This is a genomic window from Cellulosimicrobium composti (assembly GCF_009711085.1).
GTDB lineage: Bacteria > Actinomycetota > Actinomycetes > Actinomycetales > Cellulomonadaceae > Cellulosimicrobium > Cellulosimicrobium composti.
Window position 1 is genome coordinate 1 of the sequence record NZ_WMKA01000001.1, and the last position, 15,043, is coordinate 15,043.

Genomic DNA, 15,043 nt, shown 5'->3' on the forward strand with positions numbered 1-15,043 from the left:
CGCGCCGCGTCGCGACCTCGCGCTCGCCGCCGCGCGCCCGGGTCCGGCCCGCGTGACCCGTCGCGGGCGCCGCGTCGCCGGTCGGCGTGGCTTCCGTGCCCGACGCCGTCCCCCCGGTCGCGGGGGCCGAGTCCGGAGCACCGCCCGCCGACGTCCCCGCGTGGGCCGACCCGTCCGCGTCCGTCGCGGCCTGCGCCGCGTCGCCGTACGTCGAGGCGTAGAGCATGCGGCGGTCGCCCGTGACGCCGGTGAGCGCGATGCCGAGGAGCGGGACGTTGCTCACGCGCAGCCGCTCGGCGGCCTCGACGAGCACCGCACGGTCGGTGCGGCCGGCGGAGGCGATGAGCACGACGCCGTTCGCGTACCCGCCGAGGATCGTCGCGTCGGCCGCGGCGAGCACGGGAGGCGCGTCGACCACGACGACCTCGGCGTGGTCGCGCAGGTTCCGCACGAGCTGTCGGGCGCGCGCCGTCGCGAGGAAGTCGGCCGGGTCCATCTCCTCCTCGGGCACCGGCATGACGCGCAGGTTGGGCACGGTCGTGGGGCGCAGCTCCTGCTCGTCCCCTTGCCACCCGTCGGGCGGCGGCAGCATGCGGTCGAGCTGGGGGCGCCGCAGGTCGCCGGACAGCGCGACCGTGCGCCGACCGCTCAGCGCGAACGACGCGGCGAGGTTCGCGGTGATGAACGAGCGTGGTGCGGACGGGTCGGCCGCGGTCACCACGACGACCGCGTGCTTGATGTTCGTCGTCGAGACCTGGACGGCGGTCCGCAGCTCCCGGATCGACTCCGTGAACGGCGTCGCGACCTTGCTCGCGACGGGGAGCGCGTGCGTGTGGGAGAACTCCTTCTCGGCCGGGCGCGTGCCGTAGAGCTCGGCCAGCACGGGCGTCTCGGTGAGCCGCGTCGACTCGGCGGCGCTGCGCACCCGCATGTCGAGCCCGCGGCGCCCGAACGCGAGGCCGACCCCGGCGACGAGCCCCACGAGGACGGCGAGCGCGAGCACCGTCGCGCGCGACAGCCCGAGCGCCTCCGCGCCGGTCGCGGGGGCGACGACCTCGCCCGGGACGGCGATGCCGCGCAGCGAGTTGATCTGCACCGTGAGCGCCGAGTAGTCGCCGACGATGATGTCCTGCTCCGCGAGCGCGAGCGGGTCGTCCCCGTCGCGGGCGAGCCGCTGCCGGACGCCCGCGAGCTGGTCGGCGAGCGCCTGGCGGCGCGCCTCGAGCTCCGCGGCCTGGTTCCCCTGGATCGTCACGAGCTGTGCGGCGTACGCCTCCGCGAACGCGTTGGCGACCTCCACCGACCACGCCTCGTCCGTCGTCGTCGCTGAGACGTAGACCATCCGGTTGTCCCCGTCCACGTCGGCGCTGACCGTGCTCGCGAGCTCGTCCGCGGCCGCCGGGTCCCCGAGCGCCGTCGCCGCGGCCTCCGCGACCTCGGGCGACGTCACGTCGTCGGCGGTGGTCTTGACGGTGACCTCGACCAGGGACTCGCCGCCCTGCGCGCTCTGCACGCCGTGCAGCTGCACGGTCGCGGTCGCGCGGTACTGCGTCTCCTGGCGGTCGAGGTAGAACAGCGCTCCGGCGACGACGACGAGGACCGCCGCCAGCACGTAGTACCTGCCCGCCCAGACGGTGCGGACGAACTCCCTGATGGTCATTCCTGCGCTCTCCCCCCACCCGGTCGTCCCGCGCTCAGGGTGCGGTCCTGCTGCTGCTCCGCGACGACGCCGCGCAGCCGCTCGACGAACCGCTCCCGGCCGAACGTCGCGACGTGCGCCGCCACGGCGTCATCATCCCACGACCGCGAGAGCGCGTCCTCGACGGCGTCCGCCACGAGGTCCGCGCGCGGTGCGTCGAAGAACACGCCGGTGACGCCGTCCGCGACGGTGTCGAGGTACCCGCCGTCGCGCAGCACGACGCTCGGCCGCCCGAACGCACCCGCCTCGAGGGGGGACAGCCCGTAGTCCTCGTACGACGCCGCGACGAGCGCGGACGCGTGCCGGTACACCCACCGCAGCGTGGCGTCGTCGACACGGCCGAGGAGGTGGACGCGGCCGCGCTGCGCCGCCTGCGCCTCGAGCCGGGCACGGTCCGGACCGTCGCCGACGACGACGAGCTCCCTCCCCGTGGCCTGCGCCGCGGCGACGACGACGTCGACGTTCTTGTACGGCAGGAGCCGCGCGACGCACAGCAGGAATCCCGGCTCCACCCCGGGCAGGGGGCGCTCCTCGCCCGCGGGCAGCATCGCGGGCGGCGGCGCGAGCACCTCCGCCTCGATGCCGTACGCCTCGCGGATCGCGCGCTGCGTGACGGTGGAGTTCGCGAGGTAGACGTCGGCGCGGCGCGCGGCGGCGCCGTCCCAGCGGCGGAGCCCCGGGGACAGCAGGCCGAGCGCCGCGGCGGCGGCGCGCCGCCGGGCCCGGTGCGCGGCCGACCCCTCGGCGGGCCCGAGGTAGCGGTCGCGCTGGTAGAGCCAGCGCGCTGGCGCGTGGCAGTAGACGACGGTGCGGCGCGCGCCCCGGTAGCCGTGCGCCCAGCCCGTGGACGACGCGAGGAGCACGTCGGCGTCGACGCGCTGCCGGTCGACCGCGGGCGCGAGGAACGGCAGGGCCGCGCGGTGGTGGCGGCGGAGCAGGCGCGAGCGGTCGAGCGCGGACGTCCGCAGGTCGAGCGCGCCGAACTCCGGGAACGTGCCGTCCGGGTCGTACAGCGTCGTGTACATCGGCGAGCCGGGGAACGCCTCCGCGAGGAGCAGCGCCACCCGCTCCGCGCCGCCACGCTGGGTCGCGTAGTCGTGCGCGAGCGCGACACCCTGGGTCATCGGCCCTCCCTCGCGAACGCAGGACCACCAGCCTAGGCGGGCGGCACCCCCCGGGAAGGGGGACGAACGGACCTCACCCGGGTGAAAACGGGCGTCCCGGGCCGCGGTCGCGTCAGGCCTTCGTGTGGTACTTCCCCTGCGCGGCGAGCAGCCCCTCGGTGAGCAGCATCTCGACGGCGTCGGCCGCGTCGTCGAGGAGGAACGGCAGCTCCTTGGCCTCGGTGCCCTTGAAGTCCTTGAGCACGAAGTCGGCGGTGTCCTGACGGCCCGGGGGGCGGCCCACGCCGCCGCGGACCCGCACGTAGTCGCGGGTGCCGAGCGCCTTCGAGATGTCGCGCAGCCCGTTGTGGCCGCCCTCGCCGCCCCCGATCTTGAGCTTCACGCTCCCGAACGGGATGTCGACCTCGTCGTGGACCACGACGACGTGGTCCGGGTCGATCCCGTAGTACTTCGCGAGCCCGGAGACGGGGCCGCCCGAGACGTTCATGTACGTCGTCGGCTTGGCGAGCACGACGCGCGGGCCGGGGCGACCGCCCGGCAGCATGCCGATGCGCGCCTCGGCGACCGCGGCCTGCGCGCGGGGGTGACGCGCGAAGCGGGCGGCGGCCCGGCCGGCGAGCACGTCGAGGACCATGTGGCCCAGGTTGTGGCGGTTGCCCGCGTACGCCGGCCCGGGGTTGCCGAGCCCGACGACGAGCCACGGCTGGTCGGTCATGTCGTCCTCGTCCTTCGTGCGGTGCCCGCGCCGAGCGACGGTCGGGCGCGGAATCGTGCGGGCGCACGGACGCCCGGCACCGTCACGGTACCGGGCGTCCGACGCGGGGTCCGGTCGCGGCGTCGGCCGACGACCGGGAGGGTCACTCGGCGGCGGCCTCGGCGGGAGCCTCGGCGGCCTCCTCGGCGGCGCCCTCGTCCTCGGGCAGCGCCTCGGCCTGCGGCTCCGTGACGGAGACCACGATGAGCTCCGGGTCCGCCGTGAGGGTCGCGCCCTGCGGGAGCGTCACGTCGCCCGCGAGCACCTGCGAGCCGGCCTCGAGGCCCTCGATGGAGACCTCGATCGACTCGGGCAGGTGCGTCGCCTCGGCCTCGATCGCGAGGGTCTGCAGGTCGACGAGGTGGATCGTGCCGGGGGCGGACTCGCCGGTGACGACGACGGGGACGTCGACGGCGACCTTCTCGCCCTTCTTCACGATGAGCAGGTCGACGTGCTCGATGACGTTGCGGACCGGGTCGCGCTGGACGTCCTTGGTGATGGCGAGCTGCGCCTTGCCCTCGAGCTCGATCGAGAACAGCGCGTTCGAGTGCTTGAGCGCCATCATCGTGTCGTGGCCCGGGAGGGTCACGTGCAGCGGGTCGCTGCCGTGGCCGTAGAGGACCGCGGGGATCTTGTCGGCACGGCGGATACGGCGGGCGGCACCCTTGCCGAACTCGGTGCGGGCCTCGGCGACGAGCTTGATCTCGGACACGTGGATCACTCCTGGAAGAACGTTGCGGGCCGGCCGCCAGTGGGGAGCGGTCGGCTGTCCGGACGGTGAGAGGGCCTCCCGGACGGGCGGCTGCGTCGGCGCGGGACGTGTGACGGGCGCGCAGGAGGACGACCGCCCAGTCGATAACGGAGATCCAACAGGTCTGGCTGACACTCGCGGTCCCGCGCCGCCGGTGTGCTCACCGGTCCAGCGCTGCCGGCCGTCAGACGTCCCTCGCCGAGGCAACCGGACTACTGTACCCGGGCGGGCCGGGACGGCGAAACCCGCCCGCGCGACGTGCGCCGGGTCAGCTCGTCGCCGCCGCGGTCGCGGCCACGGACGCGCCGACGACGATCGCCGCGGAGATCTCCTGGACGTAGGCGCGCACCGCCTCGCTCCCCCAGCTCTGGCGGGCGATCTCCTTCGCCCGCCGGTCCGCGGCACGTCGGTGGGCGGCGGTCCACTCCTCGCCGCCGCCCGACCCGCCCGCGGCGAGGACCCGGCCCGCCTGACCGGTCGCGGAGAGCACGGCGACCAGCGCGGCCGTGCGCTCGTCCGGGTCGCCGCCCTCGACGAGCACGCGCCGCAGGTCGGCGCGCACGGCGTCCTCGTGCCGCGTGTCGGCCGCGGGCCAGCGCGTCGTCGGGAAGATCCCGAGCACGCGCCCCTCCTCGCGGCGCAGGACGCCCCGCTCGGCGAGCGACGCGATCGCGCGCGCCGCAGGCTTGAGCCGCGCGAGGGGCGCGACGAGGGCCTTGGGCTTGGACCCCTCGCGCGCGCGGACGACGCCGAGCGCCTCGTCGAGGAGGGCGTTGCCCGTCGGGGACGGGTCCCGCACGACGATGCGGCCGACCCGGCCGCCGTCGCCGTCCCCGGCGAGATCGGCGCGGCGCAGCAGGGCCAGCTCGACGAGCAGCGCGCCGGCGGCGACCTGCTCGCGGTAGGAGGCGTCGACGACGGCCTTCCCGGTCACGTCGTCGAGCGTGAGCAGCAGGTAGTCCTCGAGGATGAGCATGTGTCCACGCTACGGCGGCGTGGCGCCCCGGACAGGTGCGGAATGTCATCGCCCGGCCGTGCGGCCCGCACCCCCACGACGAGGGCGCGGGGCGTGCTGGCCGGACCAAGCCCGGGCCCGGGAGGCGCGGTCAGTCCGCGAGCTCCCAGCGGACCGTGACGCTCGCGCGGACCTCCTGGGTGCCGGGCTCGACGACGAGCGCCTCGCTCGCCGCCTTGGCGGCCAGGACACGCGGCACCGGTCCCGGCCCGCCGACGTCCTCGCGGATCTCGACGACGGGCCCGAGCGAGCGGCCCGCGAGGCGCGCGTACTGCTCGGCGCGCGACCGCGCGTCGGCGAACGCGGCGTCGCGCGCCGCCACCGCGAGAGGCGCCGGGTCGCCCACGGCGAGGCTCGTCGAGTCGAGCCGCGCGACCGGGCCCGCGGCGTCCAGCGCCGAGCGGACGACCTCGCCGCACGCCGCGACGTCCCGCACGGTCGCGCGCAGCGTGAGCCGCGCCGTCGTGCGCGGGCCGTCCTCGCGCTGCTCGGTCCACGTCGACGTCTGCGACGTGCGCACGTCCTCGGGCGCGACCCCCGCCGCGACGAGCGCGTCCCGCGCGGCGGCGAGGCCCGCGTTCGCGCGGTCGAGCGCGTCCTGGACGCCCGGCGCGCTCGCCTCGGCCCCCAGCTCGACGACGGCGACGTCCGGCGCCGCGGTCACGGCGCCCTGGCCGGTGGTCGTCACTCCCGAGGTGCTCATCCCGCCTCCACGTCGTCGGTGTGTCGACGGCACGCGCCGGCGACGCGCCCACGCTACGCGGCCGCCCGTCGTCGTGCCGCCCGGGTCGCGGCCGCCCTGGTCGCCCGTCCGCCGGCGTCCCGGGTCGTGCGGTTCGCGCGCGCAGACGACGACGCCCCGCCGCGCGGTCGTGCGCGGCGGGGCGTGACGGTGACGCGTGGCGTCAGCTGTTGCCGTCGAAGAGCGAGGTGACGGACCCGTCGTCGAACACCTCGCGGATCGCGCGCGCGATGAGCGGCGCGATGGAGAGCACGGTGAGCTGCGGGAACTGCTTCTCCGCGGCGATCGGCAGGGTGTCGGTGATGACGACCTCGCTCGCCCCGCACTCGGACAGGCGCTGCGCCGCGGGGTCGGACAGCACGCCGTGCGTCGCCGCGACGATGACGGAGCGCGCGCCCGCGGCGAGGATGACCCGCACCGCCTCGGCGATGGTGCCGCCGGTGTCGATGAGGTCGTCGACGAGCACGCAGTCGCGGCCCTCGACGTCGCCGACGACGCGGTTCGCGACGGCCTGGTTCGGGCGCGTGACGTCACGCGTCTTGTGGACGAACGCGAGCGGCCCGCCCCCGAGCTTCGCAGCCCACTGCTCGGCGACGCGGATGCGGCCCGCGTCGGGCGAGACGACCGTGACGTTCGACGTGTCGACGCGCGAGCGCACGTAGTCGGTGAGGATCGGCATGGCCCACAGGTGGTCCACCGGGCCGTCGAAGAAGCCCTGCGTCTGCGCGGCGTGCAGGTCGACGCTCATGAGGCGGTCGGCGCCCGCGGCGGTGAACAGGTCGGACATGAGGCGGGCCGAGATCGGCTCGCGGCCGCGGTGCTTCTTGTCCTGGCGCGCGTAGCCGTAGAACGGCTGCACGACCGTGATGGTGCGCGCCGACGCGCGCTTGGCCGCGTCGACCATGAGCAGCTGCTCCATGATCCACTGGTTGATCGGGGCGGTGTGGCTCTGGAGGATGAAGACGTCCGAGCCGCGCACCGACTCCCCGAACCGGACGTAGATCTCGCCGTTCGCGAAGTCGTACGCGGTCGTCGGGAGCAGGTCGATGCCCAGCTCCCGCGCGACGTCGTTGGCGAGCTCGGGGTGCGCGCGCCCCGAGGCGAGGACGAGGGACTTCTCCCCGTTTCCGGCGATCGTGCTGCTCATACCTGTGGGTTCCTTCGGTGGTGTTTCCGGGTGCGGGGGTGGTCTGAGGAGGTCCGGCCGGTTCGCGGTCAGTCTGCCGTGGTGGTGGGTCGGGTGCCACGCAGCGCCTCGAGCGTGTGCTCGAGCTCGGGGCCGGGCGGCGGCGGGGTGGGGCGCTCGGCGGTCGCCGCGGCGCTCTGGTCGGCGAGCTGCGCCTGCGCCTGGGCGCCGAGCGGCGGCACCTCGGGGTCCGTCGCGCGCGCGGCCGCGGCCGCCTCGGCCGCCGCGGTCCCGGGACGGCGGCGCTCGACCCAGCCCTCGATGTTGCGCTGCGGGCCGCCGCTGACGCCGAGCGCGCCCGCCGGCACGTCCCGGCGGATCACGGACCCGGCCGCGGTGTACGCGCCGTCGCCGACGGTCACGGGCGCGACGAACATGTTGTCCGCGCCGGTGCGCGCGTGCGAGCCGATCACCGTGCGGTGCTTGTGGACGCCGTCGTAGTTGACGGTGACCGACGCGGCACCGATGTTCGTGTGCTCGCCGATCGTGGCGTCGCCCACGTAGGACAGGTGCGGGATCTTGGAGCCCTCGCCGATCTCCGCGTTCTTCGTCTCGACGAACGTGCCGATCTTGCCCTTCGCGCCGAGCACCGTGCCCGGGCGCAAGTACGCGAACGGCCCGACCGTGGTCCCCGCGCCGAGGACGGCGAGGCTGCCGTGCGTGCGCGTCACCGTCGCACCGGCGCCGACCTCGGTGTCCGTGAGCGTCGTGTCCGGGCCGATCGTCGCGCCCTCGCCGACGACCGTCGCGCCGTGGAGCTGCGTGCCCGGGAGCAGGGTGACGTCGCGTGCGAGCTCGACGTCGACGTCGACCCACGTCGTGGCCGGGTCGACGACGGTCACGCCCTCGCGCATCCAGTCCTCGAGCAGGCGGCGGTTGAGCTCGGCGCGCAGCGTCGCGAGCTGGACGCGGTCGTTGACACCCTCGACGACCGTCGGGTCGTCGGAGACGAGCGCCCGCACGACCCCGCCCTCGGCGCGCGCCGCCGCGACGACGTCCGTGAGGTAGACCTCGCCCTGCGCGTTGTCGCGCCCGAGCGTGGCCAGCCCGCGGCGCAGGACCGCGGCGTCGAACACGTAGATCGAGGCGTTGATCTCGCGGATCGCGAGCTCGTCGGCCGACGCGTCCTTGTGCTCGACGATGCGCAGCACGTCGCCCGTCGCGGCGTCGCGCACGACGCGCCCGTAGCCGGTCGCGTCCTCGAGCTCCGTCGTCAGCATCGTCACGGCGTTGCCGTCCGCGACGTGCGCCGCGAGGAGCTGGGCGAGCGTCCCGCCGTCGAGCAGGGGCGTGTCGCCCGCGGTGACGACCACGGGCCCCTCGAGGCCGTCGCCGACGCCGCGGCCCTCCTCGCCGTCGGGCACGCCCCGCAGGAGCGCCTGCGCGTGGGCCTTGGCGTCGAGCGCGGCGAGCGCGCACTGCACCGCGCGCCCCGTCCCGGGGATCTCGTCCTGGTCGACGACCACGGCGGCCGGGTCGACCGTCACCGCGTGCTCGGCCACCCGGTCGCGCTCGTGGCGCACGACGACGGCGAGGAGCGCCGGGTCGAGCGAGCGCGCGGCGACGAGCACGTGCCCGAGCAGGCTGCGGCCCGCGAGCGTGTGGAGCATCTTGGGGGTGGACGACTTCATCCGCGTCCCCTCGCCGGCGGCGAGGACGATCACGGCAGCGGGGGCGACCGTGGTGTCGGTTCCCTGCTGAGCTTCCATGGGTGTTCCCCTCGGGATCGGTGGCACGAGCTCCGCCCCCAGGACTCGAACCTGGACCAAGGGCACCAAAAACCCTTGTGCTGCCGATTACACCAAGGCGGAACGGACCCGGCGTCGACCGCGCCCGGTGCGTTCCCGGGCCGCGACGGGCGGGGTGGGTCCGGGAACAGTCTGCCAGGTCGGTCCCCCTGCGCGGCGACGCTCGCGCCCGGCTTCACGGCATGATGGTCCTCGTGGCCGAGCCCAGACGTACCCCCCGTTCCCGCATGACCGCGAGCCAGCGGCGCGAGCAGCTGCTCGCCGTGAGCCGCGGCCTGTTCGCGGAGAAGGGGTTCGAGGGCACGAGCGTCGAGGAGATCGCGGCGCGCGCCGAGGTGTCCAAGCCCGTCGTCTACGAGCACTTCGGGGGCAAGGAGGGTATCTACGCCGTCGTGGTGGACCGCGAGGTGCAGGCGCTGACCGCCGCGCTGTCCGGGGCGCTCGACGAGGGCGGCCACCCCAAGGTGCTGCTGGAGCGCACCGCTCTCGCGCTCCTGACGTACATCGAGACGTCGGAGGACGGGTTCCGCATCCTCGTCCGAGACTCCCCCGTCGCGCAGGCGACCGGCACGTTCTCGAGCCTCATCGGCGACGTCGCGACGCAGGTCGAGCACCTCCTCGCGGACCAGTTCAAGTCTCGCGGGCTCGACCCCAAGGTCGCGCCGATCTACGCGCAGATGCTCGTGGGCATGGTCGCGCTGACCGGCCAGTACTGGCTCGACGCGCGCTCCCCCAAGAAGTCGGAGGTCGCGGCGCACCTCGTCAACCTGGCGTGGAACGGCCTCGCCGACATGGAGAAGCGCCCGCACCTCATCACGACGAAGCGCTGACGGACGGCGCCCGGCACCCGGGCGAAGACCACGGGAGAAACCGCGTCATGGCGGCACGGCGTGCCCGTCTCTCCCTCGGAAGCACGAGCTCGACGAAGGGCGGGGCACCTCATGCACGGGCACGACCGGTCGACCGACCGCACGCCGCACGACTGCCGGGACGAGATCCGTCCCACGGTCTGGGGCTACTCGACGTGGACGACGGCGCGCTGCCTGCAGGGCGCCGTCGCCGGGACGCCGGAACGGATCGTCCAGCGGACCGACGTGCTCGTGCCCGGGCTGACGCCGCGCGAGCTCGACCGGGTGCGCCGGCACGCGGCCCGGCGTGCCGCGGTCGACGGGCTGCGTCCGGGCGTCGTCGCGGGTGCGCTCGTCGCGCTCGCGGTGCTCGTCCTGGGCCGGGACCTCGCGCCCGCGCCGCTCGTCCTCGCCGCCGCGGTCCTCGGTGCGGGCGCCCTGCTGCTGACGCGCGCGCTCGTGCACGCGGCCGCCGGGCCCCGGCTCACGCGCGTCGAGCGCCGCGCCCTGCGCGACGCGATCGAGATCCGGCGCGTGCGCGTCGCGCCGCCCACGTCCGCGGGCATGCGCGTGCTCGTCGCGATGAGCGCCGTCGAGTCGGTCTCGGGGCGCCTCGACGAGCGCGAGGCCGCGATCGCGCGCGAGCTCCTGTGGGCCGCGCTCGACGCCGTCCGCCGCGACGACGTCGCGGACGTCGACCACGCGACCGCGGCGATGCTGCGGATCACGGTGCGCGCCGCGCGCTCGCCGCTCCCGCGCGTGCCCGACGAGCACCGGGGCTGACCGCCCCTCGCAGCGCCGGCCACCGACCTCGGCGGGCCAAGCCCCCGCCGTCCGCACGGGCAGGACGTGACATCTGTCCCGTGCCGCCCGCCCGGCCGCGTGGTTGTGTGAGACGCATGGCGACTCTTGAGATCGACTCGCTGACCAAGTCCTACGGCGACGTCCGTGCCCTGCGGGGGACGTCGTTCGACGTGCGCGCCGGCGAGATCTTCGGCTTCGTCGGCTCCAACGGGGCCGGCAAGACCACGACGATGCGCATCGTGCTCGGCGTCCTCGCCGAGGACGCGGGCGAGGTGCGCTGGGACGGGCGGCCGATCGACCTCGCCGCACGACGGCGCATCGGCTACATGCCCGAGGAGCGCGGCCTGTACCCGCGCATGAAGGTGGGCGAGCAGCTCGTCTACCTCGCGCGGCTGCACGGCCTCTCCGCGGCCGACGCCAAGGACGCGATGGAGCGCTGGACCGCGACGCTCGGCGTCGACGCCCGCCGCGGCGACGAGGTGCAGAAGCTCTCGCTCGGCAACCAGCAGCGCGTCCAGCTCGCCGCGGCGCTCACGCACGACCCCGAGCTGCTCGTGCTCGACGAGCCGTTCAGCGGCCTCGACCCGGTCGCCGTCGACGTCATGAGCGGCGTGCTGCGCGACCGCGCCGACGCGGGCGTGCCCGTCGTGTTCTCGTCCCACCAGCTCGACCTCGTGGAACGGCTGTGCGACCGCGTCGGCATCATCAAGGACGGCGCGATGGTCGAGGTCGGCACGATCGACGAGCTGCGCCGCACGGAGCACGAGCGCTGGGTCGTGGACGGGCCGCCGGGAGCGACGTGGATCGGCGCCGTGCCCGACGCGCGGGCCGTGAGCCTCGAGGGGTCGCGCACGGTCGTCGAGCTCACGTCCGCGGGCGGCGTCGACGGGACGAGCGGGCGCGAGCAGGCCGTGCTGCGCGCCGCGCTCGCGGCCGGCCCCGTGCACGAGTTCGCGCTCGTGCGGCCGTCGCTCACCGAGCTGTACCGCGACGTCGTGAGCGCCGAGGAGAAGCCGGCCGGCGAGGCCGCGGAGACCGTGGAGGTGGGGGCATGAGCACGGGGACCACGCTGACGTCCTGGGGCGCGATCCGCCTCGTCGCCGGCCGCGAGATCATGACGCGGCTGCACTCGAGGTCCTTCGTGTGGCTGACGGTGATCCTCGTCGCCGCGGTCGTGCTCGGCGGCGTCGTGCTCAACGCCGCGAGCTCGTCCGGCCCGACCGCCGAGCGCGTGGGCGTCACGCCGCAGACGGCGGCGCTCGCGGAGCCGATCACGGCCACGGGCAGCACGCTCGGGACCGAGGTCGAGACGGTCGACGTCGCCGACGACGCCGCGGGCGAGGCCCAGGTGCGCGACGGCGACCTCGCCGCGCTCGTCACGGGGACGGCGGACGACCCGACCGTCGTCGTGGACACCGAGCTCTCGCCCGGGCTCACGGCCGTCTTCACGACGCTCGCCCAGCAGACCGCGCTGTCCGACGCCGTCGCGGACCTCGGCGGCGACCCGGCCCAGGTCGCGGGTGACATCGCGACCGCCGAGCCGACCGTCCGCACGATCGGCGAGCCCAGCGAGTTCGACCCCGCGCGCTACATCACGGGCCTCGTCACCGGGATCCTGCTCTTCATGGCCATCATGATCAGCGGCCAGCTCATCGCGCAGGGCGTCGTGGAGGAGAAGACGAGCCGCGTCGTCGAGCTCCTGCTCTCCACGGTCCGGCCGTGGCAGCTCATGGCGGGCAAGGTGCTCGGCATCGGCCTCGTCGGGCTCGGGCAGGTCGCGCTCGTCGTGGTCGCGGGCGTCGGCACGGCGCTCGGGCTGGGCCTCGTGGACACCTCGACGATCGACCTGGGGACCGCGGCCGTATGGGCCCTCGTGTGGTTCGTCGTCGGGTTCGTCAGCTACGCGCTGCTCATGGCCGGGCTCGGCGCGCTCGTCTCGCGCCAGGAGGACGTCGGCGCCGTCACGACCCCCGTCACGTTCCTCATGGTCGTGCCGTACATCGTGGGCGTCTCCGTCGCGCCGTGGGCCCCGGACAACCCGCTCGTGGTGTGGCTGTCGTACGTGCCGCTGTGCTCGCCGCTGCTCATGCCCGTGCGCATCGCGCTCGGCAGCGCCGAGACGTGGGAGGCGCTCCTCGCCCTGGGCCTGTCCGTCGCCGTCGTCCCGGTGCTCGTGTGGCTCGCCGCGAAGATCTACTCCAACGCGGTCCTGCGCACCGGCGCGCGCGTCAGGCTCAAGGACGCCCTGCGCGCCGCCTGATCACCCCCACGCCGAGCATGCGGTTCCGGAGCGTCCTGATCGTCGGACGCTCCGGAACCGCATGCTCGGCGCGCCGGAGTTGACCGGGGCCCGTCAAGAGTCTTGACGTCGAGACACATCGAGTACCCTCTCGTCATGGACCAGCAGCACGAGGACGAGGTCGACCGCATCGTCGCGGCCTGGCAGCGCGAGCGCCCCGACCTGGACGTCGAGCCGCTCACCGTCTTCTCGCGCGTCGACCGCCTCGCGCGCCACCTCGACCGCGCGCGCCGCACGGCGTTCGCGCGCGGGCACCTCGAGACGTGGGAGTTCGACGTCCTGTCCGCGCTGCGCCGGGCCGGCGAGCCGTACCGCCTCTCGCCCGGCGCGCTCGTCACGCAGACCCTCGTGACGAGCGGCACCATGACGAACCGCATCGACCGGCTCGAGGAGCGCGGCCTCGTCGTGCGCCGCCGCTCCCCCGACGACCGCCGCGGCGTGCTCGTCGAGCTCACGCCCGACGGACTGGAGCGCGTCGACGCGGCGATGACCGACCTCCTCGCCGTCGAGGCGCGCATCCTCGACGCGCTCGAGCCCGGCGGACGCCCGGCGCTCGCGGCGCTCCTGCGTACAGTCGTAGGACAGTTCGACGACTGACCGACGGCCCCCCGACCGGACGGGCGGCGTCGCCCCCGTCCGCACCCGGAGGTCCCCGCCCGATGCCGCCGTCCCGCCCGAGCACGTTCCGCGGCGGGATCGACGGCGTGCTGCTCGTCGCCGTGCTGCTCGTCGCGGTCAACCTGCGCGCTCCGCTCACGGCGCTGCCGCCCGTCGTCGCCGACGTCGCCGCCGACCTGCACCTCACGGCCGCGGCGGCCGGGCTGCTCACCGGGATCCCCGTCCTGTGCTTCGCGCTCGCCACGCCCGCCGTCGCGGGACTGCTCGGGCGGTCGTCGCTGCGGACCGCGATCGCCGTCGCGCTCGGCCTGATCCTCGCGGGCACCCTCGTGCGCTCGGCCGACCTGGGAGCGCTCGTCGGCGGCCCGGCGGTCAGCGCCCCGGGGACGTTCGCCGGGACGGTGCTCCTCGGGCTCGGCATCACGACGGCGAACCTCGCCGTCCCGATGATCGCCCAGCGCGACTTCCCCGGGCACGTCTCGACCGTCACCGGCCTGTACACGGCGGCGATCAACGTCGGGACGGTCGCGACGACGGCGCTCACCGCACCCCTGGCCGACGCCGTGGGCTGGCGCTGGGCGCTCGCGTCGTGGTCCGTGCTCGCAGTGGTCGCGCTCGTCTGGTGGCTGCGCGCGGTCCCGCGCGAGGCGCGACCCGACCGCGGTCCGGCGGTCTCGGCGGCGCCGCCGCGGGAGGCGCCCGACGCCCCCGGCGACCACGACGGCGACGGCGGCCCCGGCGCTGACGGCGACGGCGAGGCCCTCGCCGCGGCGGCCGCGGAGGGCGTGACGGGCACGGACCCGGCCGCCGCCCGTGAGCGCCGCGTGCTCGCGACGCCCTTCACGTGGTGGCTGTGCGCGATGTTCGCGCTCCAGTCGTCGAGCTTCTACGCGCTCACGGCGTGGCTGCCGCTCGTCCTGGAGGAGCTCGCGGGCATCCCGCGCGCGGCGTCGGGCGGGGCGGCGTCGCTGTTCCAGGGCTTCGCGATCGTCGGCGGGCTCGCCGTGCCGCTCGCGGCGCGGCGGTGGTCGCTGCGGCAGAGCTTCGTGGGGATCGCCGTGCTCTGGCTCTCGCTGCCCGTGGGCCTCCTCGTCGCGCCGGGGCTGTGGGCGGTCTGGGCGTCGGCGGCCGGGGTCGCCCAGGCGGCCAACTTCGTCGTCATCTTCACGCTCGTCGCGCAGCGCTTCCCCACCGTCCGACGCGGACGCCAGGCGTCGGCGACCGTGCAGTCGGTGGGCTACTGCCTCGCCGCGGTCGCGCCGACGCTCGCGGGAGCGCTGCACACCGCGACCGGGACGTGGACGACGCCGGTCGCCGTCGTGCTGGGCGCGCTCGTCGTCATGACGGGGATCGGCCTCGTGCTCACGGGCCGACGCCCGGCGCCCGCGCCGCGCTGACCGGACCTCTTCATCAACGGCCGGAGCATCCCGGCGCCCGTCGACCCTTGACCCTCGC

At 75.3% G+C, this 15,043-nt stretch carries 14 protein-coding genes and 1 tRNA gene; 6 read left to right on the top strand and 9 right to left on the bottom strand.

Translation table 11 applies throughout. The features are described 5' to 3' along the window. The 9 genes from GJV82_RS00005 to GJV82_RS00045 form a co-directional block, all read right to left on the bottom strand. On the bottom strand, nt 1-1,660 hold a 1,660-nt coding region (locus tag GJV82_RS00005; protein WP_155097813.1), incomplete at its 3' end, for a polysaccharide biosynthesis tyrosine autokinase. Next, complete coding sequence (locus tag GJV82_RS00010) at nt 1,657-2,823, bottom strand: glycosyltransferase (protein WP_024841188.1); 1,167 nt, start codon at nt 2,821-2,823, stop codon at nt 1,657-1,659. The genes GJV82_RS00005 and GJV82_RS00010, both read right to left, overlap by 4 nt. Nucleotides 2,824-2,935: 112 nt before the next feature. Next, on the bottom strand, nt 2,936-3,538 hold the full coding sequence (gene pth, locus GJV82_RS00015) for an aminoacyl-tRNA hydrolase (RefSeq protein ID WP_024841189.1): 603 nt from the start codon (nt 3,536-3,538) through the stop codon (nt 2,936-2,938). Nucleotides 3,539-3,680: 142 nt separating this feature from the next. Then, nucleotides 3,681-4,289: a 50S ribosomal protein L25/general stress protein Ctc gene (locus tag GJV82_RS00020; protein ID WP_024841190.1), complete on the bottom strand. Its 609-nt coding sequence runs from the start codon at nt 4,287-4,289 to the stop codon at nt 3,681-3,683. 307 nt (nt 4,290-4,596) lie between these two features. Continuing rightward, a complete protein-coding gene (locus GJV82_RS00025; RefSeq protein ID WP_024841191.1) occupies nt 4,597-5,304 on the bottom strand; it encodes a GOLPH3/VPS74 family protein in 708 nt (235 codons plus the stop codon). A 130-nt stretch (nt 5,305-5,434) separates the two neighbouring features. Beyond that, on the bottom strand, nt 5,435-6,046 hold the full coding sequence (locus tag GJV82_RS00030; protein ID WP_034604696.1) for an SIMPL domain-containing protein: 612 nt from the start codon (nt 6,044-6,046) through the stop codon (nt 5,435-5,437). Between the two features lie 202 nt (nt 6,047-6,248). Further along, nucleotides 6,249-7,232 carry a ribose-phosphate diphosphokinase gene (locus GJV82_RS00035; RefSeq protein ID WP_024841193.1) on the bottom strand — a complete coding sequence of 328 codons (984 nt, stop codon included), beginning with the start codon at nt 7,230-7,232 and terminating at the stop codon, nt 6,249-6,251. Between the two features lie 68 nt (nt 7,233-7,300). Then, nucleotides 7,301-8,980, bottom strand: a complete 1,680-nt coding sequence (gene glmU, locus GJV82_RS00040; protein ID WP_051471767.1) for a bifunctional UDP-N-acetylglucosamine diphosphorylase/glucosamine-1-phosphate N-acetyltransferase GlmU — start codon at nt 8,978-8,980, stop codon at nt 7,301-7,303. A 30-nt stretch (nt 8,981-9,010) separates the two neighbouring features. Next, nucleotides 9,011-9,082, bottom strand: a tRNA-Gln gene (locus GJV82_RS00045). 164 nt (nt 9,083-9,246) lie between these two features. Between GJV82_RS00045 and GJV82_RS00050 the strand changes: the two genes are divergently transcribed. The 6 genes from GJV82_RS00050 to GJV82_RS00075 all read left to right on the top strand — a co-directional run bounded on the left by GJV82_RS00050 (nt 9,247) and on the right by GJV82_RS00075 (nt 14,985). Then, a complete protein-coding gene (locus GJV82_RS00050) occupies nt 9,247-9,849 on the top strand; it encodes a TetR/AcrR family transcriptional regulator (protein WP_024841195.1) in 603 nt (200 codons plus the stop codon). A gap of 111 nt (nt 9,850-9,960) precedes the next feature. Beyond that, on the top strand, nt 9,961-10,650 hold the full coding sequence (locus tag GJV82_RS00055) for a hypothetical protein (RefSeq protein ID WP_024841196.1): 690 nt from the start codon (nt 9,961-9,963) through the stop codon (nt 10,648-10,650). Nucleotides 10,651-10,766: 116 nt separating this feature from the next. Beyond that, nucleotides 10,767-11,726, top strand: coding sequence for an ABC transporter ATP-binding protein (locus GJV82_RS00060; RefSeq protein ID WP_155097815.1), 960 nt, complete (start codon nt 10,767-10,769; stop codon nt 11,724-11,726). After that, nucleotides 11,723-12,931 carry an ABC transporter permease gene (locus GJV82_RS00065; RefSeq protein ID WP_024841198.1) on the top strand — a complete coding sequence of 403 codons (1,209 nt, stop codon included), beginning with the start codon at nt 11,723-11,725 and terminating at the stop codon, nt 12,929-12,931. Before GJV82_RS00060 ends, GJV82_RS00065 begins: the two co-directional genes overlap by 4 nt. 135 nt (nt 12,932-13,066) lie before the next feature. Next, nucleotides 13,067-13,567 (top strand): MarR family winged helix-turn-helix transcriptional regulator, encoded by a 501-nt coding sequence (locus GJV82_RS00070; RefSeq protein ID WP_115943104.1) that lies wholly within the window; start codon nt 13,067-13,069, stop codon nt 13,565-13,567. A 62-nt stretch (nt 13,568-13,629) separates the two neighbouring features. Next, nucleotides 13,630-14,985: an MFS transporter gene (locus tag GJV82_RS00075; protein ID WP_155097816.1), complete on the top strand. Its 1,356-nt coding sequence runs from the start codon at nt 13,630-13,632 to the stop codon at nt 14,983-14,985. The last annotated feature ends 58 nt before the right edge of the window (nt 14,986-15,043 follow it).